Here is a 23,771-nt window from a genome sequence, read left to right as displayed (position 1 = left end):
GGGGCGAGTCAAGGAAACGCCCCGCGGGACGCCCCGCCGAAGCGGTCTAGCGCGACCGGAGCCGCAGCGACAGCCCCAGCGCCACCAGCGCGATCACCAGCGTGACCGATCCGCCCGCCACGAAGGCGGCCCCGACCGAGATCGCCTCGGCCAGCGCCGCGCCGAGAAAGGGCGCGGTCAGCAGCGCCACGGTGTTGGCGGCCTCCGACAGCGCCGAGACCCGGCCGATGCCATGCGCCCCGGCATGCGACTGGATCAGCGCCCGGTAGGGCACGAGCGAGAAGGACGAGACCAGCCCGGCGAGGCCGAACAGCGCCGCCAGCAGCCACAGCGGCGCGATCCAGCCGGCGATCTCGGCCAGCCCGATGCCGCCCAGGATCAGCGCGGCGGCGGCGTTGCCCGCGGCGATGGTGGCGAAGGCGCCCCCGGTGCCGCGCGCGCCGCCCATCAGGAGCCCGCGCAGCACCCCGCCCGCGCCCAGCGCGGCAAGGCAGAGCCCGAGCGCGGTCTCGTCCTGCCCCAGCGCCTTGATCAGCGGCGCGATCAGCGTGTCGTAGAAGAAGATCGCGAAGAAGCCCGCCGCCATCAGAGACAGGGTGGAGCGCAGCACGAGGCTGCCGCGCACCAGCGCCAGCCCTTCCGCGACGTCGCGCAGGATCGGGCGCGGCGCGCGGGCCGGGCCCTCGCGCTCGAACCGGTCGAGCCGCGACAGCACCAGCGCCGCCAAAAGCGACACGGCAGCGTTGATCGCGAAGACGCCCTGCGGGTCGAGAAAGGCCAGCAGCGCACCGCCCAGCGCCGGGGCGACGATCTTGCTCGACTGGTTGATCGAGTGGCTGAGCCCGTTGGCGAAGATCAGGTCCGGCTCCGTCGTGCGCGCCTGCAGCGCCGCCTGCTTGGCCGGGCTGAAGAAGGCGTCGGCGCAGCCGCGCAGGAAGACGATCCCGACCAGCATCTGCCAGCCCGGCGCGAAAATCATAAGCGCGGTCGCCGCGGCGCGGCCGATGTTCGACCAGACCAGCACGCGGTTCAGGCTCAGCCGGTCGACCAGCGCGCCGGCGAAGAGCCCGACCGTCAGGTAGGGCAGGCCGAGGCCGACCGCGAGCCAGGCGAAGGCGTGGGTCGGCGCCGACCACGTGAAGGCCAGAAGCGCGCCGATGGCGACGAAGTCGAGCCAGTCGGCGAAATCGGCGGGCACCTGCGCGGCGAGCAGCGGGCCGAGGCCGGGATTGCCGCCGAGCCGGGCGCGCGTCGCCGCGAACATCAGCGCCCCGCCAGCGGGCGCGCCTCGATCAGCACGAAGGCCTGCGCCCAGGGGTGGTCGTCGGTCAGGGTGACGTGGATGATCGCCTCGTGGCCCGGCGGCGTCATCGCGTCGAGCCGCTCCTTGGCCCAGCCGGTCACCTCCATCACCGGCTGGCCGGTGCGCAGGTTCGACACCGCCATGTCCTTCCACGCGATGCCCATCCTGAGCCCGGTGCCGAGCGCCTTGGAGCAGGCCTCCTTGGCGGCCCAGCGCTTGGCATAGGTGCCGGCGACGTCGCGGCGGCGCTCGGCCTTGCGCTGCTCGGTCTCGGTGAAGACGCGGTTGCGGAAGCGGTCGCCATGGCGTTCGAGCACGCCGGCGATGCGGTCGATATTCGCGAGGTCGGTGCCGATGCCGAGGATCATGTCACATCGCTAGACGATCGGCAGGGAGGCGGCAACCGGCACGAGAAAAGGCGCCGCCCCGCCGGGACGACGCCTTCGGAACCGAAAGGGCCGCGGCTCAGGCGGCGCGGGCCTTGGCCTCGGTCAGCGCCTTCTCGACCTCGGCGCGCTGGGTCGGCAGGAAGCTCCATTCCGGCAGGCCGGAGGTCGCCTTGATGGCGTCGTCATAGACCTCGAGCAGCGCCTCCTCGCCGTTGACGATCTCCTGGTAGACGGCCTTCTCGTCGCTGCCGGTCACGGCGTCCTTGAGCGACAGGAAGCCGCGATGCGCGGCGGCGGCGGTCGAGCCGCTCTCGCTCACCTCGACGCCCTCGGCGCCGAGCTGGCGGTGGATCTGGGTGTGGAACTGCTCGCGCTCGGAGATGCGGCGGTCGAACAGCGCGGTGAAGCCGTGGTCGTCGGCGATCTGCTCGCGTGACTGCTTGTAGCCGTCGCGGCTGTCGATGACGCGGGTGTGCAGCTTCTTCACGGTGTCGGCGTGGTGGCTCATGAGAGTCCTCCAATCGTTGCGTGCGGCCCCGTCGGGGGCTTCGGGGCGACAACGCATGGCGGCGGCCCGCGATCCTGATTCGGGGCGGAAAATCCGGTCGCGGGTACGCTTGTGCACACGCAAAACGCCCGGCCATGGGGCCGGGCGTCCGCGGGGCCGGGAAAGGGGGGGGGGAGGGAGGGATCCCGGCCGTTGCAGCCTACAACGCGGCACCCCGGCCCGCGTTTCGGGGCGGCGGCGGACCTCGGCGGAAAGCCGCGCGGCTCAGTCCTGCCGCAGCACCCGGCGCGCGGCCTCCATGCGGCGGCGCATCTCGGCGATGGCTGGGGACAGGCCGCGGAACACCGCCTCGCCGATCAGGAAATGGCCGATGTTGAGCTCGCGCATCTCGGGCAGGGCGGCGATCGGGCCGACCGTGTCGTAGGTCAGCCCGTGGCCGGCATGGACCTCGAGCCCGAGCGACTGCGCCAGCGTCGCCATCTCGGTGATGCGGGCCAGTTCCGCGTCGCGCGCGGCGGTGTCGCCCTCGGCATGAGCGTCGCAATAGCCGCCGGTGTGCAACTCGATCACCTGCGCGCCGACCCGGGCGGCGGCCTCGACCTGCGCGGCCTCGGCGGCGATGAACAGCGAGACCCGGCAGCCCGCCGCCGTCAGCGGCGCGATGAAATCGGTGAGCCGCGCGGCGTCGCCCGCCACCTCGAGCCCGCCCTCGGTGGTGCGCTCCTCGCGCTTCTCAGGCACGAGGCAGACCGCGTGCGGCCGGTGGCGCAGCGCGATCGCCTGCATCTCCTCGGTGGCGGCCATCTCGAAGTTCAGCGGCACCTTCAGCGCCGCCATCAGCGCCTCGATGTCGGCGTCGCGGATGTGGCGGCGATCCTCGCGCAGATGCGCGGTGATGCCGTCGGCCCCGGCCTCTTCGGCGAGCTTGGCCGCGCGCAGGGGCGAGGGCAGCGCGCCGCCGCGGGCGTTGCGCAGCGTCGCCACGTGGTCGATGTTCACGCCTAGTCTGAGGTCCGTCATGGGCAAAGGTCTCCTTCGCCCGGGATCCTAGCCCGGCCCCTGCCCGTCGTCAGCCGTTTCCGGAAGGTTTTTGCCCAGTTGCTGGAGCTTGGCGCGCAGCTTGCGGCGGCGGCGGTTCTGGTAGGCGGTGATCACCGGCACGAACAGCCAGTAGCAGGCGGTGGCCGAGATCAGCCCGGGCAGGATGCCGCCCACGAGATAGGGCAGGAACACCTCGTGATAGAACAGTCCGAGCCCGGCCCAGTCGGTGCGGGCCGGCGTGAACAGCGCCCCGAGATTGTGCCACAGGTCTTGCCCGGCGGCGCCGAACTTGCCCATCAGGGAGGTCTCGATCTCGCGGCCGGGCGGGCGGCCGAGCATGAAATGCCCGGTCTGCAGCGCCACCACGCCGATCGGCACGTAGGTGAGCGGGTTGCCGAAGAAGGTGCCCAGCAGCGCCGCCAGCATGTTGCCGCGGCCGATCTTGGCGAAGATCAGCGCGATCACGAAATGCAGGCCGTAGAAGGGGGTCCAGCTGGCCAGCACCCCGGCAAAGATGCCGCGGCCGATCTTCTCGGGGGTGTCGGGCAGGCGCTGCAGCCGGTGCTTGACGTATTCGAAGGCGCGGCGCCAGCCGCCACGGGGGTAGAGCGTCTCGGCCATCGCGCGGCCGACCGATCGCCGGTCGCGGCGCTTGAAGACCACGGCGCCGCCTCAGGCGCCCGCGGGCGCCGCGGCGGTGGCGGGCAGGGCGCGCGCGGGGTCGCTGTGGCGGGCGATCGAGGAGACCTGGGTCTCGGCCTCGAGCGCCGTCATCACCCGGTGCAGATGCTCGGCGTCGCGCAGGTCGACATCGACGAGGATGCGGTAGAAGTCCGGCTTGCGGTCGAGGAAGGCCATGTCCGAGATGTTGGCCGACTGCTCGCCGATCAGGGTGCAGATCCGGCCCAGTACGCCCGCGTCGTTGGTCAGCGTCAGGTCGAGGCTCACCGTGTTGACCGGGGCGTGCGTGCCCTCCTGCCAGCGCAGGTCGAGCCAGCGCTCGGGCTGTTCCTCGTAATGCTCGAGCGCGGGGCAGTCGATCGCGTGGACCACCACGCCCTGGCCGCGGAAGGTGATGCCGACGATGCGTTCGCCGGGCACCGGCTGGCAGCAGGGCGCGCGGCGGAAGGACTGGCCCTCCGACAGGCCGGCCACGGCGCGCTCCTGCGCCACTTCCTGGGCGTGGCCCTGCTCGGCCAGCTCGGGGTAGATCGCCTGCACCACCTCGCGGGTGGTCATGTCGGCCGAGCCGAGCCGCGCCAGAAGCTCGGTCATGCCGTCGAGCCCCAGCGCCCGCGCGGCGGTCCTGAGCGCCTTGTCGGTGGCGCGCCGGCCGACATTCTCGAAGGCCACGCGCACCAGCTCGTAGCCGAGCTTGACGAAGCGCTCGCGGTCCTCCTCGCGCAAACTCCGGCGGATCGCGGCCTTGGCGCGGCCGGTGACGGCGATCTCGAGCCAGCTGGCCTGCGGGCGCTGGCCGTCGGCGGTGATGATCTCGACCGACTGGCCGTTCTTCAGCCGGGTCCAGAGCGGCACGCGCAGCCCGTCCACCTTGGCGCCGACGCAGGCGCTGCCGATGCGGGTGTGGATCGCGAAGGCGAAGTCGATCGGCGTGGCGCCGCGCGGCAGCTTGATCACCTCGCCCTTGGGCGTGAAGCAGAACACCTGGTCCTGGTACATCTCGAGCTTGACCGCCTCGAGGAAGTCCTCGTCGTCATGGCCCGTTTCCAGCCGCTCGGTCAGCTGCGCGATCCAGCGCGCCGGGTCGACCGCGAAGCGGTTCTCGACCCGCAGGCCGTCGCGGTAGGACCAGTGCGCCGCCACCCCGGTCTCGGCCACCTCGTGCATCTCGCGGGTGCGGATCTGCACCTCGACGCGCTTGCCGTCGCGGCCCGAGACGGTGGTGTGGATCGAGCGGTAGCCGTTCGACTTGGGCTGGCTGATGTAGTCCTTGAACCGGCCCGGCACGGCGCGCCAGCGCTGGTGGATCACGCCAAGCACGCGGTAGCAGTCGGCCTCGGTCTCGGTGATGACCCTGAAGCCGTAGATGTCCGACAGCCGCGAGAAGCCCTGGTCCTTCTCCTGCATCTTGCGCCAGATCGAGTAGGGCTTCTTGGCGCGGCCGAACAGGTCGGCGCGGATGTCGGCGCGGTCGAGCTCGAGCCGCATGTCGGCGGTGATCCTCTCGACCACGTCGCCGGCTTCCTTCTGCAGCATGATGAAGCGGCGGATGATCGAGTTGCGGGCCTCGGGGTTGAGCACTTGGAAGGCCAGGTCCTCGAGCTCCTCGCGCATCCACTGCATGCCCATGCGGCCTGCCAGCGGCGCGTAGATCTCCATCGTCTCGCGCGCCTTCTGCGCCTGCTTCTCCGGCTTCATCGAGCGGATGGTGCGCATGTTGTGCAGGCGGTCGGCGAGCTTCACCAGCGTCACCCGCAGGTCGCGCGAGGTCGCCATGAACAGCTTGCGGAAGTTCTCGGCCTGCTTGGTGCGGATCGACGACAGCTGCAGGTTGGTCAGCTTGGTGACGCCGTCGACCAGCTCGGCGATCTCGCGGCCGAAGCGCTTCTCGACCTCGGAGAAGGAGGCGCGGGTATCTTCGATCGTGTCGTGCAGCAGCGCGGTGACGATGGTGGCGTCGTCCATCTGCTGCTTGGCGAGGATCTCGGCCACGGCGACCGGATGCATGAAGTAGGGCTCGCCCGACTTGCGGAACTGCCCCTCGTGCATCTCGGCGCCGAAGGCGAAGGCGTCGCGGATCAGCGCGTCGCGCGTGGCGGGGTTGTAGCTGCGGACAAGAGCGATCAGCTCGTCTGCCGTCATCATCGGACCTGTCGCACCCCCGTCGGTCTGTCGGGCGGGCCTCAGCCCTCTTTCTGGACCTGCATCAGCTCGCGCAGCAGGCGCTCCTCGCTCATGTCGTCCTCGGCCGGCTTGTCGGCCTCCTGGCTCATCAAGAGCGACATCGAGTCGGCCTCGGGCTCGTCGACCTCGATCTGGGTCTGGTGCGCCTCGATCATCCGCTCGCGCAGGTCGTCGGCCTGCTGTGTCTCGTCGGCGATCTCGCGCAGCGCCACGACCGGGTTCTTGTCGTTGTCGCGCGCCACGGTCAGCGGCGCGCCCGAGGTGATCTCGCGGGCCCGGTGCGCGGCGAGCATCACCAGCTCGAACCGGTTCGGAACCTTGTCAACGCAATCTTCGACTGTCACGCGGGCCATCGGACGACTCCCATTCGGCTTGGCAAGGGGCCGCCGCACGCGGAATCGCGCAGCCGGCCTCGAAAGGGCATAGCTACAGCCCATCGCCGGGATTGACAAGGCGGCGCGCGCCGCCTTCCGGGGCTAGAGCGGCCGCACCGCGGCGCGGTCCGCCTCGGGCAGCGCGTCGCGCATCGCCCGCACGCTGAGCCCGGTCGCCGGGTGGCGCCAGTCGGCGGCCACCTCGCACAGCGGCACCAGCACGAAGGCCCGGTCCTGCAGCCGCGGATGCGGCAGGATCAGCCGGTCGGGCGCCTCGCGCGCCTGCCGCTCGGGGGCGAGGTCGCGCCAGGCGCTCCAGCCGGCGAGATCCGGCAGGATCAGCCCGTCGAGCGCCAGCAGGTCGAGGTCGAGGCTGCGCATCCCCCAGCGCGCCAGCCGCTCGCGGCCGAAGCGGGCCTCGATCGCGTGCAGCTCGGCCAGAAGCGCCTCGGGGGCGAGGCGGGTCTCGAAGGCCATCGCGGCATTGACGAAGTCGGGCCCCGCCCCGGCCGGGAAGGCGGGGGTGGTGAAGAGCGGGCTGCAGCGCGCCGCGCGGCCGAGATCCGCCACCGCCGCCATCGCCGCCCGGACCGTCGCGGCCGGCGGCCCGGCCGGCGAGGCGGCATTGCCGCCAAGTGCCACCAGGGCGCGGCAAAACTGACCTTGGGAGTTGTCGATTTGGCCGAGTTGCGGCATGGGGGGTGTCCCTTGATAAAATGAAAGGGCCCCTCGGGGCTAACAAGAACGGGCGGCGGCGGTCGCCGGATTTTGGACCGCGCCGGCGATATTTGAAGAAAAGGATTTCCGCAATGTTCTACCGCGACGAACGTCTCGCGCTCTTCATCGACGGCGCCAACCTGCACGCCGCCGGCAAGGCGCTGGGCTTCGACATCGACTACAAGCTGCTCAAGCAGGAGTTCCTGCGCCGGGGCCGGCTGGTCCGGGCCCATTACTACACCGCGCTGCTCGACGGCGACGAGTACTCGCCGATCCGGCCGCTGGTGGACTGGCTGCAGTACAACGGCTTCACCATGCGCACCAAGCCCGCGCGCGAGTTCACCGACGCGCAGGGCCGCCGCAAGATCAAGGGCAACATGGATGTCGAGCTGACGATCGACGCGATCGAGCTGGCCGATCGGATCGACCACGCGGTGCTGTTCTCGGGCGACGGCGACTTCCGCGCGCTGGTCGAGGCGCTGCAGCGGCGCGGGGTGCGGGTCTCGGTGGTCTCGACCATCCGCTCGAGCCCGCCGATGATCGCCGACGAGCTGCGCCGGCAGGCCGACAACTTCATCGAGCTCGAGGATCTGCGCGAGGTCGTGGGCCGCGCGCCGCGGCCCGAGCGCGGCGCCGAGCGCGAGGAGTGACGTGGCGTCCGCGGCTGGACCTCGGGGCCTGCAGGGCTTAGCTGTCGGGGACGACCCCTCCCCGACAGGCCAGACAGCCGAGGCCCGTATGACCGACCGCCTTCCGCCGCTCACGCTCCATCTCGCCGCGCCGCGCGGCTTCTGCGCCGGCGTCGACCGCGCGATCAAGATCGTCGAGATGGCGCTCGAGAAATGGGGCGCCCCCGTCTATGTGCGCCACGAGATCGTGCACAATCGCTACGTGGTCGAGGACCTGCGCGCCAAGGGCGCGGTCTTCGTCGAGGAGCTGGACGAGGCGCCCGACGACCGCCCGGTGATCTTCTCGGCGCATGGCGTCGCCAAGGCGGTGCCCGCCGAGGCGACCCGGCGCGGCATGATCCAGGTCGACGCGACCTGCCCGCTGGTGACCAAGGTGCACAACGAGGCGGCCCGGCACTCGACCGAGGGGCTGCAGCTGATCATGATCGGCCATGCCGGCCACCCCGAGACGGTCGGCACGATGGGCCAGTTGCCCGAGGGCGAGGTGCTGCTTGTCGAGACCGAGGCCGACGTCGCCACGGTCGCGGTGCGCGACCCCGAGCGGCTGGCCTACGTCACCCAGACCACGCTCTCGGTCGACGACACCGCGGGCATCGTCGCGGCGCTGAAGGCGCGCTTCCCGGCGATCAAGGGGCCGGGCAAGGAAGACATCTGCTACGCCACCACCAACCGGCAGGAAGCGGTCAAGGCGATGGCGCCCGACTGCGACGCGCTTCTGGTGGTCGGCGCGCCGAACTCCTCGAACTCCAAGCGGCTGGTCGAGGTCGCCGCCAGGGCGGGCTGCTCCTACGCGCAGCTGGTCCAGCGCGCCGCCGAGATCGACTGGCGCGCGCTCGAGGGCATCCGCTCGCTCGGCCTGACCGCCGGGGCAAGTGCGCCCGAGGTGCTGGTCGAGGAGGTGATCGAGGCCTTCCGCGCCCGCTACGACGTGACCGTCAAGCTGGTCGAGACGGCGCGCGAGACGGTCGAGTTCAAGGTGCCCCGCATCCTGCGCGAGCCCGCGTGATCCCGCGCGCGGCGCTGCTGCTCGGGCTGGCGGGCGTCCTGCCCTTCGCCTGGGGCGCGCTGAGCTCGTGGCTGCCCGGCCTCGCGCCGGGCTGGCTGCCGCAGCGGCTGGTCGGGCCCTACGTGCAGGTCTTCTACGGCAGCGTCATCCTGAGCTTCATGTCCGGCGTGCTGTGGGGCTTCGCCACCAGGGCCGAAGGCCGCCGCGCCGCGATCGGCTACGCCGTCTCGGTGCTGCCGGCGCTCTGGGTCGCCTTCCTGGTGGGGGGCGGCTGGGAGCGGTCGAGCGTCGTGCTGATCGCGGGCTTCGTCGGCCTTCTGGCGCTGGATCGCGGCTTCCAGAGGCAGGGCCTCGCGCCGGGCTGGTGGCTGCGGCTGCGGCTCTTGCTGACCGCGTTCGTGGTGGCCTGCCTGGCGCTGCCGCTGCTCTGAGCGCTGCTACTTTACTCCGCAAATACTCATTCCTTGGTGGAGGCACGCGCCGGACCGCGGGTCGGCGGACGCCGCCGGCCATGAGTATTTGAAGAGTGAAGTCCGAAGAGGCGCGCCACGTTGCCGAACGGCGGTGCTTGGCCTAAAGCGGACGCCCGAGCGATCCGAGGAGCCCCGCCATGCCCGACATCTTCGCCTTCACCGACGGCGCCTGCTCCGGCAATCCCGGGCCCGGCGGCTGGGGCGCGCTGCTGCAGGCCAAGGACGGCGAGACCGTCACCAAGGAGCGCGAGCTCAAGGGCGGCGAGGCGGTGACCACCAACAACCGCATGGAGCTGATGGCGGCGATCTCGGCGCTGGAGGCGCTGGGCAAGCCCTCGACGCTTACCGTCGTGACCGACAGCGCCTATGTGAAGGGGGGCATCACCGAGTGGATGGCGGGATGGAAGCGCAAGGGCTGGAAGACCTCGGCCGGCAAGCCGGTGAAGAACGAGGACCTGTGGCGCCGGCTCGACGAGGCGGCGGCGCGGCACCGCGTGCGCTGGCAATGGGTCAAGGGCCATGCCGGCCATCCCGAGAACGAGCGCGCCGACGCGTTGGCCCGCGCCGGCATGGCGCCGTTCAAGCCGGGCCGCGCCAAGGCCTGAGCCCGGAGCGGTCCGCGCCGTGATCGAGTGGCGCGAGGAGGGGGCGCTTTTGCGGGTGCGCCGGCACGGCGAGGGCTCGGCCATCGTCGAGGTCTTCACCCGCGGCCACGGGCTTCATGCGGGCGTGATCCGCGGCGGCGGCTCGCGCCGCATCGCGCCGCTCCTGCAGCCCGGCGCGCAGCTCGACCTGACATGGCGCGCCCGGCTGGCCGAGCACATGGGCAACTTCACCTTCGAGCCGGTCCGCTCGCGCGCCGCGCAGGTCATGGACGACCGGCTGGCGCTGGCCGGGCTGAACGCGGTGGCGGCGCTTCTGGTCTCGGTGCTGCCCGAGCGCGACCCGCACGCGCCGCTCTACGACCGAACCATGGCGCTGCTCGACCTCTTGGGCGAGGACGAGCTCTGGCCGCTGGCCTACCTGCACTGGGAGCTGGCGCTCTTGGAGGAGATGGGCTTCGCGCTCGACCTTTCGGCCTGCGCGGTGACCGGCGCGACCGAGGGCCTCGACCTCGTCAGCCCGAAATCCGGCCGCGCCGTGAGCCGCGCCGGCGCGGGCGAATGGGCCGACAGGCTCCTGCCGCTGCCGCCGGTGCTGCGCGGCGAAGGCGAAGCTGGCCCCGGCGACATCGCCGCCGCGCTGGCCACAACCGGCTGGTTCATCGAGCACCGGCTGCTGCCCGGATCGGGCGAGCGGCCCCTGCCGCCGGCGCGGGCGCGGCTGGTCGAGGCGATCGCCCGGCAGGGCTGACGGCGAAGCCCCGCCGCATTGGCCGAAACACCCCGTTGCGACACGGCGATGTCGCGTTCGGCACAGCCCGGCCCCCGGGTCGGGGCGCAAGGAGGAGGTGTCCCCGGCCTTCACGAGTCGCCTCATGGTCACGCCACGCGCCCCCATATACCTCACCCATTCGCCGACCCCGAGGATCGCCGATTTCGCGCGGCTGGCGGCGCTCGAGGCCGGGGTGCGGGCGCTGATGCTGTCGGTGATGCCGCTGGCGCTCTACCGCGCCTTCGGCGACGCGGCGCTGATCAGCGCGATCTACCTCGCGGTGGGGGTCTCGTCGCTTTGCGCCGGGCTCATGCTGCCCTGGATCAACCGCCGCGTGGCGCGGCGCTGGCTGTTCAGCGGGGTGGGGCTGTTCTACGGCCTTGGCTGCGGGCTGGCGCTGACCGGGCGGCCGGGCCTTCTGGCGCTGGGGCTCGCGGCCAACGCGCTGGCCACGGTGCTGTGGATGGTCTGCTTCAACGCCTACGTGCTCGACCACATCGCGCGGGTCGATCTCGGGCGCACCGAATCGACGCGGCTGGTCTATTCGGCGGGCTCGTGGATGGTCGGCCCGGCGCTCGGCGTGCTGCTGCTCGACTGGTGGTACCCGGCGCCCTTCCTGCTGGCCGGCGCGCTGGCGCTGGTGGTGGTGGCGGTGTTCTGGCGGATGCGGCTCGGCAACGGCCGGCAGATCGCGCGGGCGCGCGGACCCGCGCCGAACCCGCTGGCCTTTCTCGGGCGGTTCCGGGCGCAGCCGCGTCTGGTGGCGGGCTGGCTCTTCGCGGTGATCCGCTCCTGCGGCTGGTGGGTCTACATCGTCTACCTGCCGATCTTCTGCATCGAGGCGGGGCTGGGTGACCGGCTGGGCGGGATCATGCTGTCGGTGTCGAACGCGCTTCTGTTCACCACGCCGCTGATGCTGCGGATGGTGCAGCGCACCAGCGTGCGCTTCGCGGTGCGCGCCTCCTTCGCCGCGAGCGCGGTGCTGTTCGTCGCGGCCGCGCTGGTCTCGGGCGCGCCATGGGCGGCGCTCTCGGCGCTGATGGCGGGCTCGGTCTGCCTCGTCATGCTCGACGTCTGCGGCGGGCTGCCCTTCCTGATGGCGGTGAAGCCGTCGGAGCGGACCGAGATGGCGGCGGTCTATGCGAGCTTCCGCGACGTGTCGGGCATCCTGACGCCGGCGGTGGCGGGGCTCTTGCTGACCGTGGCGCCGGTGGCGGCGGTCTTCGCGGCCTGCGGCGCGGGGATGGGCGTGGCCTCGGCCATCGCGGCGAAGCTGCATCCCCGGCTCGGCGCGCCGCGGCCCCTGAACGCCTGAGCGCGAACCCGGGGCCTGGAGAGGGCCGCCCGCGATGCGCGCGGCCCTTGCGTGTCTCAGCCGACGAAGACCCGGCTGGGGTGCAGTTCCGGCCCCATCACCCGGCCCACCGCCACGGCGCGGCCGTCGAGCGCGGCCCAGGCCTCCTCGCCGTAGTCGAGCCCCTGCGAGACCACCGGCGCGGGGTTGCCGTTGCGGAGCCGCGTCGCGGCGGCTTCGTTGCAGGTCACCTTCGGCAGGTCGGCCAGACCGTCCTCGAGCGGGCGCAGGAAGCGGTCGAGCGCCTCTGACTTGGCCTCGGCCTCGATCTGCTCGAGCGTCACGCCCTCGGCGGCGGTGAAGGGACCGGACCAGACCCGGCGCAGCCTGAGCACATGGCCGAGGCAGCCCAGCGCCTCGCCGAGATCGCGGGCGATCGAGCGGACATAGCCGCCCTTGCCGCAGACCATCTCAAGCACGGCGTGGTCGGCGTCGGGCCGCTCCATCAGGATCAGGCTCTCGACCCAGAGCGGCCGGGCGGCCAGCTCCACCTCCTCGCCGGCGCGGGCCTTGGCATAGGCGCGCTGGCCGTCGATCTTCACCGCCGAGAAGGCCGGCGGCACCTGCTCGATGTCGCCGACGAAGCGGTTCAGCGCCTCCTTGATCTCGGCGTCCGAAGGCCGGGCGTCGGAGCGCGCGATCACCTCGCCCTCGGCGTCGTCGGTGTTGGTCGCCGCGCCGAATGTCACGGTGAACTCGTAGGCCTTGAGCGCATCGGTGACGAAGGGCACCGTCTTCGTGGCTTCGCCCAGCGCCACCGCGAGCACGCCGGTGGCGTCCGGGTCGAGCGTGCCGGCATGGCCCGCCTTCTTGGCGTCGAAGGCCCATTTCACCTTGTTGACCACGGCGGTCGAGGTCATGCCGGCGGGCTTGTCCACTACCAGCCAGCCCGAGACGTCGCGGCCCTTGCGCTTGCGTGCCATGCGGCCCTCCTGTGCTATGCGAGGCGCGCGGCCTAGCCGCCGGGGCGATCCCCGTCAACGGGGGCCAGCACGCCGACGATCGGCCCCATCGCGAAGCCGAAATCCGAGCGCCCGAGCGCGGGGGCGTGCAGCCGCGAGACGTTGCCGTCGAAATAGAGCGCCTGCGGCAGCTCGAGCCGGTCGCGGAACAGCCGGCCGAACTCGTGGAAGGAGACCGGCTCGTTCGAGATCGCGAAGACCGCGCGGTCGCCGCCGGCGCTGGTGCCGACGCCGTTGCGGATGTGGCGCGAGGTGCTGTCGGGCAGGAAACGCGGATGCAGCTCGCCGTCGATCACCAGCATCGGGCCGGATTGCGTGGCGTAGCGGCATTCGGGCGTCTCGGCCTCGTAGTCGAGCGTCTCCCAGACCTCGGCGCTGTCCTCGCCGATGCAGAACACGCCGTTGGGCAGCAGGCCGAAATTACCGGGGCCGGGATTGGTGACGAGGCGCATCACCTCCTCGCCCTCTTCGAGGTAGTGGCCCACCGGGCGGCGGTCGGGGTGGTACATGCCCGCGTTCATCGCGAAGGAGAGCTTGGCCGCGCCCGCGGCCTCCCGGTCGATCGCCTGGAAGCTGCCGTAGAGCCCGCCATTGTCGTCGGTCAGGAACAGCCGCAGGTCGTCCGCGGCCGGGTCGACCTCGCAGATCGTGTAGGCGATGCCGTCATGGGTGACGTCCTCGCAGGGCCCGGCGCCGGAGGCGGCCGGCAAGGTGCAGCCCGCCGCGGCGAGGCCCAGCGCGGCGAGCGCGGGTCTCATTCGTCCTCGTCCTCCGCCCGCCCGGCGGCGACGTCGCGGCGCACGGTCTCGTCCGACAGCAGCCGCCGCGTCTCGTCCATGCGGTCGAAGCTGCGGTCGATCTCGAACTTCAGGTCGGGCGCGTGCTTGAGCTTCATGCTCCGCGCCAGCTGGTGGCGGATCTCGGGCTTGGCGCGCCTCAGCGCCGCCAGCATCCGCTCCTCGCCGCCGCCGCCCAGCGGCAGCACGAAGGCGGTGGCGAGCTTGAGGTCGGGCGTGGCGCGCACCTCGCCCACGGTGATCGACAGGCCCGACAGCTCGGGCTCGTGCAGGTCGCCGCGGGTCAGCAGGTCCGACAGGCTGCGGCGGATCAGTTCGCCGACGCGCAGCTGGCGCTGCGAGGGGCCACGGGGCTCGGAGGAACGGGATTTGCTCATGCGCTCCCATCTAGTCCCGGCGCGCGGGCTTGCCAAGCGGGACCGGCTCGCGCAGGGAGGGGGAAGACCTAGCGGAAAGGGCAGTCGCATGACCGAAAGCGCACCGGGGATCGTGATCATGGGGGCCGCCGGCCGGATGGGCCGGATGCTGGTGCAGGCCGTGGCCGAGAGCGAGCGCGCCAAGCTCGTCGGCGCGGTGGTGCGCCCGGGCCACGACTGGGTGGGCGAGGATCTCGGCCACGCCATGGGCGGCCCGGCGATGGGCGTCACGGTGAGCGACGACCCGCTCGAGGCGATGGCCCGCGCGCAGGCGGTGATCGACTTCACCAGCCCCGAGACCACGCTCGAGGTCGCGCATCTCGCGGCGCAGGCGCGCGCGGTGCACGTGATCGGCACCACCGGCTTCGACGATGGCCAGATCGAGCGGCTGGTGCCGGCGTCGCGGCATTCGGTGCAGGTGCGGGCCGGCAACATGAGCCTCGGGGTGAACCTGCTGACCGGCTTGACCAAGATGGTCGCCGCCGCGCTCGAGGATGGCTGGGACATCGAGGTGGTCGAGGCGCATCACAACCGCAAGGCCGACGCGCCCTCGGGCACCGCGCTGATGCTGGGCGAGGCCGCGGCCGAGGGGCGCGGCGTGACGCTGGCGGAGGTGGCCGATCGCGGCCGCGACGGGCTGACCGGGCCGCGCGAGGCCGGGCATATCGGTTTCTCGGCGATCCGCGGCGGCGACATCGTCGGCGAGCACGACGTGATCTTCGCGGGCCAGGGCGAGCGGATCGTGCTGCGCCACGTCGCCTCCGACCGGGTGATCTTCGCGCGCGGCGCGCTGCGGGCCGCGCTCTGGGGGCAGGGCCGCTCGCCTGGCGCCTACGACATGATCGACGTGCTGGGGCTCGACCGCTGAGGCCGGCCCGGCCGCGCCCGGCCTAGAAGTCGATGGCGAGGCCCTGCTTTTCCCAGTCGCCGTAGCGCACGGGCTCGGGGCCGTCGCGGCCGCCGAGCTCGGTCGGCATCTTCGCCGCCGCCTCGTCCAGCGCGCGGCGGCGGGCCTCGGCCTCGGCCAGCGCGCGCTGCGCGGCGGGGGGCAGGTCGGTGCGGGGGGTGTCGTCGGCCATGGCGGGCGCTCCCGAAGCTTGTGCGGCGGTTGCCGAAGATATACGTGGCCTCGGGTTCGCAACAAGCCCCGGAGCCGACATGTCACAGGCCCAGACCCCGGCCGCCGATGACGGCATGGCGGCCCGCCGCGCCGCGCTCTTCCTGATCGACGAGGCGGTCTCCGGCCGCCGCCTGCTGTCAGAGAGCATCGCGCAGGGCGCGCTGGAGCGGCTCTCGCCCGCCGACCGCGCCCGCGCCCAGCGGCTGGCCACCGAGACGCTGCGCCAGCTGCCGCGCGCCGACCGCTGGCTCAAACCGTTTCTCGTGAAACAACCGCCCGTCGCGGTGCGCAACGCGCTGCGGCTCGGCGCGGTCGAGATCGGGCAGGGCGCCGCCCCGCACGGCGTGGTCAACGCCATGGTCACCCTCGTTTCCAAGGGCAAGCGCACCCAGAGCTACAAGGGCCTCGTCAACGCCGTGCTGCGCAAGCTGGGCGAACAGGGGCCCGAGGGCTTCGCCAGGCAACCGGTGCCGAAGCTGCCGAACTGGCTGCGCGGGCCGCTGGTCGAGGCCTGGGGCCGAAAGACCGTCGAGGCGATGGAGGCCGTGCACGCGCAGGGCGCGCCGCTCGACATCACCGCAAAGGGCGACGCCGCCGCTCTGGCCGAGCGGCTCGGGGCGGAGCTTCTGCCCACCGGCTCGCTGCGGCTGCGCGAGGCCGGGCAGGTCTCGGCGCTGCCGGGCTACGACGAGGGCGCGTGGTGGGTGCAGGACGCCGCCGCCGCGATCGCCGCCAAGGCGCTGGCGCCGCGCCCGGGCGAGCGGGTGCTCGACATGTGCGCCGCACCCGGCGGCAAGACGCTGCAGCTCGCGGCGATGGGCGCCGAGGTCACCGCGCTCGACCTGTCGGAGGCCCGTCTCGGCCGGCTGCGCGAGAACCTCGAACGCACCGGGCTCGGCGCCGAGGTGGTGCAGGGCGACGCGCTGGACTTCGCGGCCGGCGGCTTCGACGCCATCCTTCTGGACGCGCCCTGCTCGGCCACCGGCACGATCCGCCGCCATCCCGACCTGCCGCACGCCAAGGACGGCGCCGAGTTCGGCGCGCTGATCGCGCTGCAGGCCGAGATGATCGACCACGCGCTGGGGCTGCTGAAGCCCGGCGGGCGGCTGGTGTTCTGCACCTGCTCGCTCCTGCCCGACGAGGGCGAGGTGCAGGTCGAGGAGGCGCTGGCGCGCCACCCCGGCCTCGCGCTCGAGCCCGAGGCGCTGCGGCTGCCGGGGATCGAGGCGGAGTGGATCGGCCCCGAGGGGCTGCGGCTGCGCCCCGACCTCTGGGCCGACCGCGGCGGCATGGACGGCTTCTTCATCGCCTGCCTGCGCAGCTCGTCCGAGGCGTGACAGCGCCGCCCGCGCTGCCTAGCATGGCGCGAGGCGGGCGGGTGACCCGCGGAGGGACGGGGTGAAGCTCAGCGGGATCACGCATGCGCCGGGGCGGCTGGGCCGCTGGCTGACGGGCCGGCGCGACCGGCTCGCCGTGCCCGAGACCTTCCGCTGGACGCCCGAGCCCGAGGGCAGCGGCGATGCCGGGCGCGGCCAGGCGCTCTTGGCCGGGCGGGTGGCCTATGGCGGGCAGATCGTCGAGGCGCGCGGCCGCGCGCCCTGGAGCCTGGGGCCCGAGGACGGCCCGCACGCGGCGCGGCACCACGATTTCGCATGGCTCGACGACCTCGCGGCGCTGGGCGGGCCGCAGGCGCGCGGCCTCGCGCGCAGCTGGGTCGCGGACTGGATCACCCGCTACGAGGGCGGGCGCGGCCCGGGCTGGGCGCCCGAGACGGTCGCGCGGCGGATCGGCCGGCTGATCGGCCATGCGCGGTTCCTGATCGAGCCCGACGGCGCGGCGCTGCAGGCCTCGCTGATGGGCAGCCTCGCGGCGCAGGCCGACTGGCTGTCGCGGCGCTGGCCCGAAACGACCCCCGGGGTCGAGCGGGTGGTGACGCTGGCCGGGCTGATCGAGGCGCTGGCGGCGCTCGGGGCGCCGGCGGCGCGGCTCGGCCGGCTTTCGTCCGCGCTCGACCGCGCGGCGGCCGAGGCAGTCGCCGAGGATGGCGGCGTCGCCGCGCGCTGCCCCGAGCGGCTGCTCGACACGCTCGTGGCGCTCACGGCCGCGGCGCGGGCGCTCGAGGCGGTGGGGCTCTCCGCCGGCGCGCCGGTCCGCGACGCCGCGGCGCGGATGGTGCCGGCCCTGCGGGCGCTGCGCCACACGGATGGCGCGCTGGCGCGGTTCCATGGCGGCGGGCGCGGCGCGCCGGGCCGGCTCGATCGGGCGCTGGCCGACAGCGGCGAACGCGCCGGGCCGCGGCAGGCCACGGCGCGGATGGGGTTCTGGCGGCTCGCCGCCGGGCGCAGCAGCGTCGTGCTCGACGCCGCGCCGCCGCCCGGCCCGCCGCACGCCACCGAGGCGCATGCCTCGACGCTGGCCTTCGAGCTGACCTCCGGGCTCTGCCCGGTCGTGGTCAACAGTGGCTCGGGCGTGCATCACGGGCCCGACTGGCGCCGCGCCGGCCGGGCGACGCCGAGCCATTCGACCCTGTGCCTCGACGGCGTCTCGTCGGCGCGGCTGGGGCCGCCCACCGCCGCCGGGGCCGAGCCGATGGGCGACGGCCCGCGCGACGCCACCGCGCACCGCACCGACGACGCGGCCGCCTGGGGGGTCGAGGCCTCGCATGACGGCTGGCGGCTGAGCCACGGGCTGACCCATGCGCGGCGGCTGGCGCTGGCGCGCGACGGCGCCTGCCTCGCGGGCGAGGACCTGCTGACCACGCTCGGCCCGGCCGACGAGCGCCGCTTCGACGCGGCGATCCGCGCCGACCCGGAGGGCGGCATCGCCTTCACCCTGCGCTTCCACCTGCATCCCGAGGTCTCGGCCGAGGCCGACCCGGATGGCTGGTGGGTGGCGCTCGATCTCGGCTCGGGCGAGCGCTGGGTGTTCCGCCATGACGGCGGCGCGCATCTGGCGCTGGCCCCTTCGGTCTATCTCGAGGCGACGCGGCCGCGGCCGGTGCCGTCGCGGCAGGTGGTTTTATCCGGCCGCGCGATGGCCTATGCGACGCGTGTTCGCTGGTCTCTGGAAAAGGCCGGCGCCGCGGCCGGCACGCCGCCCCAGATGGATCAGGAAGGACCTCACACATGACCGAGCTTGCCCCGCTGCGCCGCGCGCTGCTTTCCGTGTCCGACAAGACCGGCCTGATCGATCTGGCGCGCGCGCTCGACGCGCGCGGCGTCGAGCTGCTCTCGACCGGCGGCTCGGCCAGGGCGCTGCGCGAGGCGGGGCTCGCGGTGCGCGACGTCTCAGAGGTCACGGGCTTCCCCGAGATGATGGACGGCCGCGTCAAGACCCTGCACCCGAAGGTGCATGGCGGCCTGCTCGCGGTGCGCGGCGACGAAAGCCACGTCGCGGCGATGGACGAGCACGGCATCCCGGCGATCGACCTGCTGGTCGTGAACCTCTACCCCTTCGAGGAGACGGTCGCGAAGGGCGGCGACTACGAGACCTGCATCGAGAACATCGACATCGGCGGCCCGGCGATGATCCGCGCCGCCGCCAAGAACCACGCCGATGTCTGCGTCGTCACCGATGTCGAGGATTACGACGCGCTGCTCGCGGAGCTCGACGCCCATGACGGGCAGACCGGCCTGCCGTTCCGCAAGCGGCTGGCCCAGACCGCCTATGCCCGCACCGCCGCCTACGACGCCGCCGTCTCGACCTGGATGGCCGCCGCCATCGGCGAGACCGCGCCGCGCCGCCGCGCCTTTGCCGGCAGCCTCGCCCAGACCCTGCGCTACGGCGAGAACCCGCATCAGAAGGCGGCTTTCTACACCGACGGCTCGGACCGCCCCGGCGTCGCCACCGCGCGGCAGATCCAGGGCAAGGAGCTGAGCTACAACAACATCAACGACACCGACGCCGCCTACGAGCTGGTGGCCGAGTTCGGCGGCGACGCGCCCGCCTGCGCGATCATCAAGCACGCCAACCCCTGCGGCGTCGCCACCGGCGGCTCGCTGAAGGAGGCCTATGCCCGCGCCTTCGACTGCGACCGCACCTCGGCCTTCGGCGGCATCGTCGCGCTGAACCGCCCGCTCGACGGCGCCACCGCCGAGGAGATCGCCAGGATCTTCACCGAGGTGGTGATCGCGCCCGGCGCCGATGACGACGCCCGCGCCGTCTTCGCCGCCAAGAAGAACCTGCGGCTGCTGGTCACCGACGCGCTGCCCGATCCGCGCGCGCCCCGCCTCGCCTACCGCCAGGTGGCGGGCGGCCTGCTGGTGCAGGACCACGATTCGGGCTTCGTGTCGCGCGACGACCTGAAGGTCGCGACCAAGCGCGCGCCCACCGTGCAGGAGCTCGACGACCTGATGTTCGCCTGGACCGTGGCGCGGCACGTGAAGTCGAACGCCATCGTCTACGCCAAGGGCGGCCAGACCGTCGGCGTCGGCGCGGGCCAGATGAGCCGGCTCGATTCGGCGCTGATCGCGGCGGCCAAGGCCGGCCGCATGGGCGAGGCGCTGGGCCTCGCCGAGAGCCCGGCCAAGGGCTCGGTCGTGGCCTCCGACGCCTTCTTCCCCTTCGCCGACGGCCTGATGGAGGCGGCGGGCGCCGGCGTCACCGCGGTGATCCAGCCCGGCGGCTCGATGCGCGATGACGAGGTGATCGCGGCGGCCGACGAGGCCGGCCTCGCGATGGTGCTGACCGGCATGCGGCACTTCCGGCACTGATGGAGTCGATGATGCGCCTCACCCTCTGGACCGGCTTCTGGGTCTTCCTGATCGACCAGCTCTCGAAGTACCTCGTGGTGCACGCCATGGGGCTGATGGAGCGGCTGCAGATCGAGGTGATCCCGGGCATCCTCAGCTTCCGCATGGCCTGGAACGAGGGGGTGAATTTCGGCCTGTTCTCGCAGTTTGACATGCGCTGGGCGCTGGTGGCGCTGGCGCTGGCGATCTCGGCGGCGGTGCTGGTCTGGGTCGCCCGCGAGGGCGGCTCGCGCATCATGCGGCTCTCGGCCGGGCTGCTGGTCGGCGGCGCGCTGGGCAACGTCATCGACCGGGTGCTCTACGGCGCGGTGGCCGATTTCCTCAACGTCAGCTGCTGCGGCATCGAGAACCCCTACGCCTTCAACGTCGCCGACATCGCGATCTTCGCGGGCGCGCTGGGGCTGGTGCTCTTCGGCGGCGGCGGCTCGACGCCGGTGCGCAAGCCGAAGCCCGGGCGCGGGCAGGGCGACAAGCGGGACGCGAAGACCCGTGACCTGCGCCGCGCCATGCGCTAGTCAGGGGGCCGGTTCGGGCAAGATGGGACGACAGATGCGACAGGCGATGGCCGCGGGGCTGACCGCGCTGACACTCGCGGCCTGCGGTCCGGGCGACGGCCCGACCGGGCCGAACGAATACAATGTGGTGCCGCAGCGGCCGCTCGAGATCCCCGCGACGGCGACGCTGCCGCCGCCCGCGCCGGGCGCCGCCAACCGCGCCGACCCCGCGCCCGCCGAGATCGCGCTGCGCGCCGGCGGCCGCCCGACCCCGGTGCCGCGCCCGTTCTGAGGCCGCGCGCGGGTAAGGCGAAGTCAGGGGCGAGGGCAGGGGCCGCGGCATGTCGCCCCGCTCACAACCGCGTGGCGGCGCTTGCCCCGTCCGATCGCGACCGTAGGTTGGTCGCGACAGGACGGAGGACTTGATGCTGCGCAGACCCGCCATCGCCGCCGCCGCCTCGTTCGCGCTTGCCGCCCCCGCGGCCGCGCAGGACGACGCGGTGACCAGCTACACGCTCGACAACGGGCTCGAGATCGTGGTGATCGAGGATCACCGCGCCCCGGTGGTCACACACATGCTGTGGTACCGCGTCGGCTCGGCCGACGAGCCGGTCGGCGCCTCTGGCGTCGCGCATTTCCTCGAGCACCTGCTGTTCAAGGCCACCGACGACCTCGAGGCGGGCGAGTTCTCGGCCACGGTCGCGGCCAATGGCGGCTCCGACAACGCCTTCACCTCGACCGACTACACCGCCTATTTCCAGCGCGTCGCCGCCGACAGGCTCGGCCTGATGATGGAGATGGAGGCCGACCGGATGAACGACCTCGCGCTCACCGACGAGGACATCGAGACCGAGCGGCAGGTGATCGTCGAGGAGCGCAACCAGCGGGTCGAGAGCAACCCCGGCGCTCTGGCGCGCGAGCAGATGGCCGCGGCGCAGTACATCAACCACCCCTATGGCCGGCCGGTGATCGGCTGGATGCACGAGATCGAGGGGCTGGGGCGCGAGGAGGTGCGCGACTTCTACGAGACCTTCTACTCGCCCAACGACGCGGTGCTGGTGGTGGCGGGCGACGTCATGCCCGAAGAGGTGCTCGCACTCGCCGAGGAACATTACGGCCCGATCCCGGCCGAGCCCGACCTGCCCGAGCGCGTGCGCCCGCAGGAGCCGCCGCAGCGCGCCGAGCGGCGGCTGACCTATGCCGATCCGCGCGTCTCGCAGCCCTATCTCGTGCGCAGCTACCTCGCCCCCGAGCGCGACCCCGGCGCGCAGGAGGAGGCCGCGGCGCTGACCTATCTCGCCGAGATCCTCGGCGGCTCCTCCTTCACTTCGGTGCTGGCCGAGGCGCTGGTCTTCGAGCAGGACATCGCGCTCTATGCGGGCGCGGGCTATGACGGCAAGTCGCTCGACGACACCACCTTCAACCTCTCGGTCGCGCCGAAGCCCGGCACCGACCTCGCGGCGGCCGAGGAGGCGATGGACGCGGTGATCGCCGAGTTCGTCGAGGCCGGCCCGACCGAGGAGCAGATGCAGCGGGTGCGGGCGCGGCTCAATGCCTCCGAGATCTACGCCCGCGATTCGGTCGAGGGGCTCGCCCGGCGCTACGGCGCGGCGCTGACCCAGAGCCTGACGGTCGAGGACGTGCAGGCCTGGCCCGACATCCTGCGCGCCGTCACCGCCGAGGAGGTGCAGGCCGCCGCCCGCGCGCTGTTCGACCCCGACCAGAGCGTCACCCTCAACGTCATTCCCGAGCGCGAGGAGGAAACCGAATGATCCGCCTGCTGAGCCTGTCCCTCGCCCTCGGCCTGTCGCTGACCGGGGCGGCCCGCGCCGCGATCGAGATCGAGGAGGTCACCTCGCCCGGCGGCATCGAGGCCTGGCTGGTCGAGGACCACTCGATCCCCTTCACCGCGCTGGAGATCCGCTTCATGGGCGGCACCTCGCTCGACGAGGCCGGCAGCCTCGGCGCGGTCAACCTGATGACCGGTCTGATCGAGGAGGGCGCGGCCGATATGGACGCGCGCGCCTTCCAGGCGGCGCGCGAGGATCTCGGCGCCAGCTTCTCCTTCGATGTCGGGCCCGACACGCTCAGGGTCTCGGCGCGGATGCTGAGCGAGAACCGCGACGAGGCGGTGGACCTTCTGCGCGACGCGCTGGTCGAGCCGCGCTTCGACGACATCGCGCTCGAGCGGGTGCGCGGGCAGGTGCAGGCCGGCCTGCGGCAGGACGCGCAGAACCCGCGCCGCATCGGCAACCGCGCCTTCTACGAGATGGCCTTCGAAGGCCACCCCTACGGCCGGCCCGACAAGGGCACCGACGAGAGCGTCGCGGCGCTCACCCGCGAGGACATCGTCGCCGCGCATCGCCGCGCGCTGGTGCGCGACCGGGTCTATGTCGGCGCGGTGGGCGACATAACCCCCGACGAGCTCGGCGCGCTGATCGACGAGCTTCTGGGCGACCTGCCCGAGAGCGAGGCCGCGCTGCCCGGCCATGTCGATTTCGGGCTGGAGGGCGGCACCACGGTGATCGACTTTCCGACGCCGCAATCGGTGGCGCTGTTCGGCCAGCCGGGGATCGAGCGGCACGACGATGATTTCTTCGCCGCCTACATCCTCAACCACATCCTCGGCGGCGGCGGCTTCGAGAGCCGGCTGATGCAGGAGGTGCGCGAGAAGCGCGGCCTTACCTACGGCGTCGGCACCTCTCTTGTCCCGCTCGAGAACGCCGAGTTCTGGGTCGGCTCCGTCGCGTCGTCGAACGCCAGCATGGCGCAGGCGATCGAGGTGATCCGCGACGAGTGGACCCGCATCGCCGAAGGCGGCGTGACCGAGAAGGAGCTCGAGGACGCCAAGACCTTCCTCACCGGCGAATACCCGCTGCGCTTCGACGGCAACGGCCCGATCGCCGAGATCCTCGTCGGCATGCAGCTGACCGGCCTGCCCGAGAGCTACGTCACCGAGCGCAACGCCATGGTCGAGGCGGTGACGCTCGAGGAGATCAACCGCGTCGCGGCCGAGCTGGTCGAGCCCGAGAAGCTGCATTTCGTGGTGGTGGGCCAGCCCGAGGGGCTGTCGGAGGGCGCGCCGCGCGTGGTGGCGCCCGAGGTGCTGCTGCCGGAGGTGACTCTCGCCGAGTGACC

General features: G+C 72.6%; 26 protein-coding genes. 14 read left to right on the top strand and 12 right to left on the bottom strand.

Annotated features, from left to right (window positions below):
* Nucleotides 1-46: 46 nt before the first annotated feature.
* From BLT43_RS07850 to folK, 8 genes are all read right to left on the bottom strand, one after another.
* Complete coding sequence (locus BLT43_RS07850; RefSeq protein ID WP_090111675.1) at nucleotides 47-1,264, bottom strand: MFS transporter; 1,218 nt, start codon at nucleotides 1,262-1,264, stop codon at nucleotides 47-49.
* Nucleotides 1,264-1,671 carry a holo-ACP synthase gene (gene acpS / locus BLT43_RS07845; RefSeq protein WP_090111673.1) on the bottom strand — a complete coding sequence of 136 codons (408 nt, stop codon included), beginning with the start codon at nucleotides 1,669-1,671 and terminating at the stop codon, nucleotides 1,264-1,266. The genes BLT43_RS07850 and acpS overlap by 1 nt, the downstream gene beginning before the upstream one ends.
* Nucleotides 1,672-1,768: 97 nt before the next feature.
* The gene (locus tag BLT43_RS07840) at nucleotides 1,769-2,200 is read right to left on the bottom strand and encodes a DUF2383 domain-containing protein (protein ID WP_090111671.1); all 432 of its coding nucleotides are present in this window, start codon (nucleotides 2,198-2,200) and stop codon (nucleotides 1,769-1,771) included.
* A 264-nt stretch (nucleotides 2,201-2,464) separates the two neighbouring features.
* Nucleotides 2,465-3,220 (bottom strand): pyridoxine 5'-phosphate synthase, encoded by a 756-nt coding sequence (locus tag BLT43_RS07835; RefSeq protein WP_090111669.1) that lies wholly within the window; start codon nucleotides 3,218-3,220, stop codon nucleotides 2,465-2,467.
* A 27-nt stretch (nucleotides 3,221-3,247) separates the two neighbouring features.
* Complete coding sequence (locus BLT43_RS07830) at nucleotides 3,248-3,904, bottom strand: DUF2062 domain-containing protein (protein WP_090111667.1); 657 nt, start codon at nucleotides 3,902-3,904, stop codon at nucleotides 3,248-3,250.
* Between the two features lie 9 nt (nucleotides 3,905-3,913).
* Complete coding sequence (locus tag BLT43_RS07825; RefSeq protein WP_090111664.1) at nucleotides 3,914-6,067, bottom strand: RelA/SpoT family protein; 2,154 nt, start codon at nucleotides 6,065-6,067, stop codon at nucleotides 3,914-3,916.
* 38 nt (nucleotides 6,068-6,105) lie between these two features.
* Nucleotides 6,106-6,459: a DNA-directed RNA polymerase subunit omega gene (gene rpoZ, locus BLT43_RS07820; protein ID WP_017927945.1), complete on the bottom strand. Its 354-nt coding sequence runs from the start codon at nucleotides 6,457-6,459 to the stop codon at nucleotides 6,106-6,108.
* 123 nt (nucleotides 6,460-6,582) lie between these two features.
* The gene (gene folK / locus BLT43_RS07815) at nucleotides 6,583-7,176 is read right to left on the bottom strand and encodes a 2-amino-4-hydroxy-6-hydroxymethyldihydropteridine diphosphokinase (protein ID WP_090111662.1); all 594 of its coding nucleotides are present in this window, start codon (nucleotides 7,174-7,176) and stop codon (nucleotides 6,583-6,585) included.
* A gap of 113 nt (nucleotides 7,177-7,289) precedes the next feature.
* Here folK and BLT43_RS07810 point away from each other — a divergent pair, with 113 nt between their 5' ends.
* From BLT43_RS07810 to BLT43_RS07785, 6 genes are all read left to right on the top strand, one after another.
* Nucleotides 7,290-7,847, top strand: coding sequence for a LabA-like NYN domain-containing protein (locus BLT43_RS07810; protein WP_090111660.1), 558 nt, complete (start codon nucleotides 7,290-7,292; stop codon nucleotides 7,845-7,847).
* 88 nt (nucleotides 7,848-7,935) lie between these two features.
* Nucleotides 7,936-8,892 carry a 4-hydroxy-3-methylbut-2-enyl diphosphate reductase gene (gene ispH, locus BLT43_RS07805; RefSeq protein ID WP_090111658.1) on the top strand — a complete coding sequence of 319 codons (957 nt, stop codon included), beginning with the start codon at nucleotides 7,936-7,938 and terminating at the stop codon, nucleotides 8,890-8,892.
* Nucleotides 8,889-9,323 (top strand): DUF3429 domain-containing protein, encoded by a 435-nt coding sequence (locus BLT43_RS07800; RefSeq protein ID WP_090111656.1) that lies wholly within the window; start codon nucleotides 8,889-8,891, stop codon nucleotides 9,321-9,323. The genes ispH and BLT43_RS07800 overlap by 4 nt, the downstream gene beginning before the upstream one ends.
* Before the next feature lie 179 nt (nucleotides 9,324-9,502).
* On the top strand, nucleotides 9,503-9,970 hold the full coding sequence (gene rnhA, locus BLT43_RS07795; protein ID WP_090111654.1) for a ribonuclease HI: 468 nt from the start codon (nucleotides 9,503-9,505) through the stop codon (nucleotides 9,968-9,970).
* A 22-nt stretch (nucleotides 9,971-9,992) separates the two neighbouring features.
* Nucleotides 9,993-10,718, top strand: coding sequence for a DNA repair protein RecO (recO, locus tag BLT43_RS07790; protein WP_090112342.1), 726 nt, complete (start codon nucleotides 9,993-9,995; stop codon nucleotides 10,716-10,718).
* A gap of 124 nt (nucleotides 10,719-10,842) precedes the next feature.
* The gene (locus tag BLT43_RS07785; RefSeq protein WP_090111653.1) at nucleotides 10,843-12,054 is read left to right on the top strand and encodes an MFS transporter; all 1,212 of its coding nucleotides are present in this window, start codon (nucleotides 10,843-10,845) and stop codon (nucleotides 12,052-12,054) included.
* A 56-nt stretch (nucleotides 12,055-12,110) separates the two neighbouring features.
* On the opposite strand, the gene truB is transcribed toward BLT43_RS07785, so the two are convergent.
* From truB to rbfA, 3 genes are read right to left on the bottom strand one after another with little or no spacing between them, the layout of a single operon-like run.
* A complete protein-coding gene (gene truB, locus BLT43_RS07780; protein WP_090111651.1) occupies nucleotides 12,111-13,016 on the bottom strand; it encodes a tRNA pseudouridine(55) synthase TruB in 906 nt (301 codons plus the stop codon).
* Nucleotides 13,017-13,048: 32 nt separating this feature from the next.
* Nucleotides 13,049-13,813: a phosphodiester glycosidase family protein gene (locus BLT43_RS07775; RefSeq protein WP_090111649.1), complete on the bottom strand. Its 765-nt coding sequence runs from the start codon at nucleotides 13,811-13,813 to the stop codon at nucleotides 13,049-13,051.
* Nucleotides 13,810-14,229: a 30S ribosome-binding factor RbfA gene (gene rbfA / locus BLT43_RS07770; protein ID WP_090111647.1), complete on the bottom strand. Its 420-nt coding sequence runs from the start codon at nucleotides 14,227-14,229 to the stop codon at nucleotides 13,810-13,812. Before rbfA ends, BLT43_RS07775 begins: the two co-directional genes overlap by 4 nt.
* A gap of 88 nt (nucleotides 14,230-14,317) precedes the next feature.
* On the opposite strand from rbfA, the gene dapB reads away from it, so the two are divergent.
* Nucleotides 14,318-15,136 carry a 4-hydroxy-tetrahydrodipicolinate reductase gene (dapB, locus tag BLT43_RS07765; RefSeq protein ID WP_090111645.1) on the top strand — a complete coding sequence of 273 codons (819 nt, stop codon included), beginning with the start codon at nucleotides 14,318-14,320 and terminating at the stop codon, nucleotides 15,134-15,136.
* A gap of 22 nt (nucleotides 15,137-15,158) precedes the next feature.
* Here dapB and BLT43_RS07760 read toward each other — a convergent pair whose 3' ends face one another.
* On the bottom strand, nucleotides 15,159-15,347 hold the full coding sequence (locus tag BLT43_RS07760) for a DUF1674 domain-containing protein (protein WP_090111643.1): 189 nt from the start codon (nucleotides 15,345-15,347) through the stop codon (nucleotides 15,159-15,161).
* 79 nt (nucleotides 15,348-15,426) lie between these two features.
* Between BLT43_RS07760 and BLT43_RS07755 the strand changes: the two genes are divergently transcribed.
* The 7 genes from BLT43_RS07755 to BLT43_RS07725 all read left to right on the top strand — a co-directional run bounded on the left by BLT43_RS07755 (nucleotide 15,427) and on the right by BLT43_RS07725 (nucleotide 23,769).
* On the top strand, nucleotides 15,427-16,725 hold the full coding sequence (locus tag BLT43_RS07755; protein ID WP_090111641.1) for an RsmB/NOP family class I SAM-dependent RNA methyltransferase: 1,299 nt from the start codon (nucleotides 15,427-15,429) through the stop codon (nucleotides 16,723-16,725).
* Nucleotides 16,726-16,786: 61 nt separating this feature from the next.
* On the top strand, nucleotides 16,787-18,517 hold the full coding sequence (locus tag BLT43_RS07750; protein WP_090111639.1) for a heparinase II/III family protein: 1,731 nt from the start codon (nucleotides 16,787-16,789) through the stop codon (nucleotides 18,515-18,517).
* The gene (gene purH, locus BLT43_RS07745) at nucleotides 18,514-20,100 is read left to right on the top strand and encodes a bifunctional phosphoribosylaminoimidazolecarboxamide formyltransferase/IMP cyclohydrolase (protein ID WP_090111637.1); all 1,587 of its coding nucleotides are present in this window, start codon (nucleotides 18,514-18,516) and stop codon (nucleotides 20,098-20,100) included. Before BLT43_RS07750 ends, purH begins: the two co-directional genes overlap by 4 nt.
* 11 nt (nucleotides 20,101-20,111) lie before the next feature.
* Nucleotides 20,112-20,654: a signal peptidase II gene (lspA, locus tag BLT43_RS07740; protein ID WP_090112341.1), complete on the top strand. Its 543-nt coding sequence runs from the start codon at nucleotides 20,112-20,114 to the stop codon at nucleotides 20,652-20,654.
* A 34-nt stretch (nucleotides 20,655-20,688) separates the two neighbouring features.
* Nucleotides 20,689-20,925 carry a DUF3035 domain-containing protein gene (locus BLT43_RS07735; protein WP_090111635.1) on the top strand — a complete coding sequence of 79 codons (237 nt, stop codon included), beginning with the start codon at nucleotides 20,689-20,691 and terminating at the stop codon, nucleotides 20,923-20,925.
* A gap of 133 nt (nucleotides 20,926-21,058) precedes the next feature.
* Nucleotides 21,059-22,405 (top strand): M16 family metallopeptidase, encoded by a 1,347-nt coding sequence (locus BLT43_RS07730; RefSeq protein ID WP_090111633.1) that lies wholly within the window; start codon nucleotides 21,059-21,061, stop codon nucleotides 22,403-22,405.
* Nucleotides 22,402-23,769, top strand: a complete 1,368-nt coding sequence (locus BLT43_RS07725) for a M16 family metallopeptidase (RefSeq protein WP_090111631.1) — start codon at nucleotides 22,402-22,404, stop codon at nucleotides 23,767-23,769. The genes BLT43_RS07730 and BLT43_RS07725 overlap by 4 nt, the downstream gene beginning before the upstream one ends.
* Nucleotides 23,770-23,771 lie beyond the last annotated feature (2 nt).

Source organism: Limimaricola pyoseonensis, assembly GCF_900102015.1.
GTDB classification, from domain to species: domain Bacteria; phylum Pseudomonadota; class Alphaproteobacteria; order Rhodobacterales; family Rhodobacteraceae; genus Limimaricola; species Limimaricola pyoseonensis.
The sequence above is the reverse complement of the archived record's forward strand: the minus strand, read 5'-3'. Positions and strand labels throughout refer to the sequence as shown.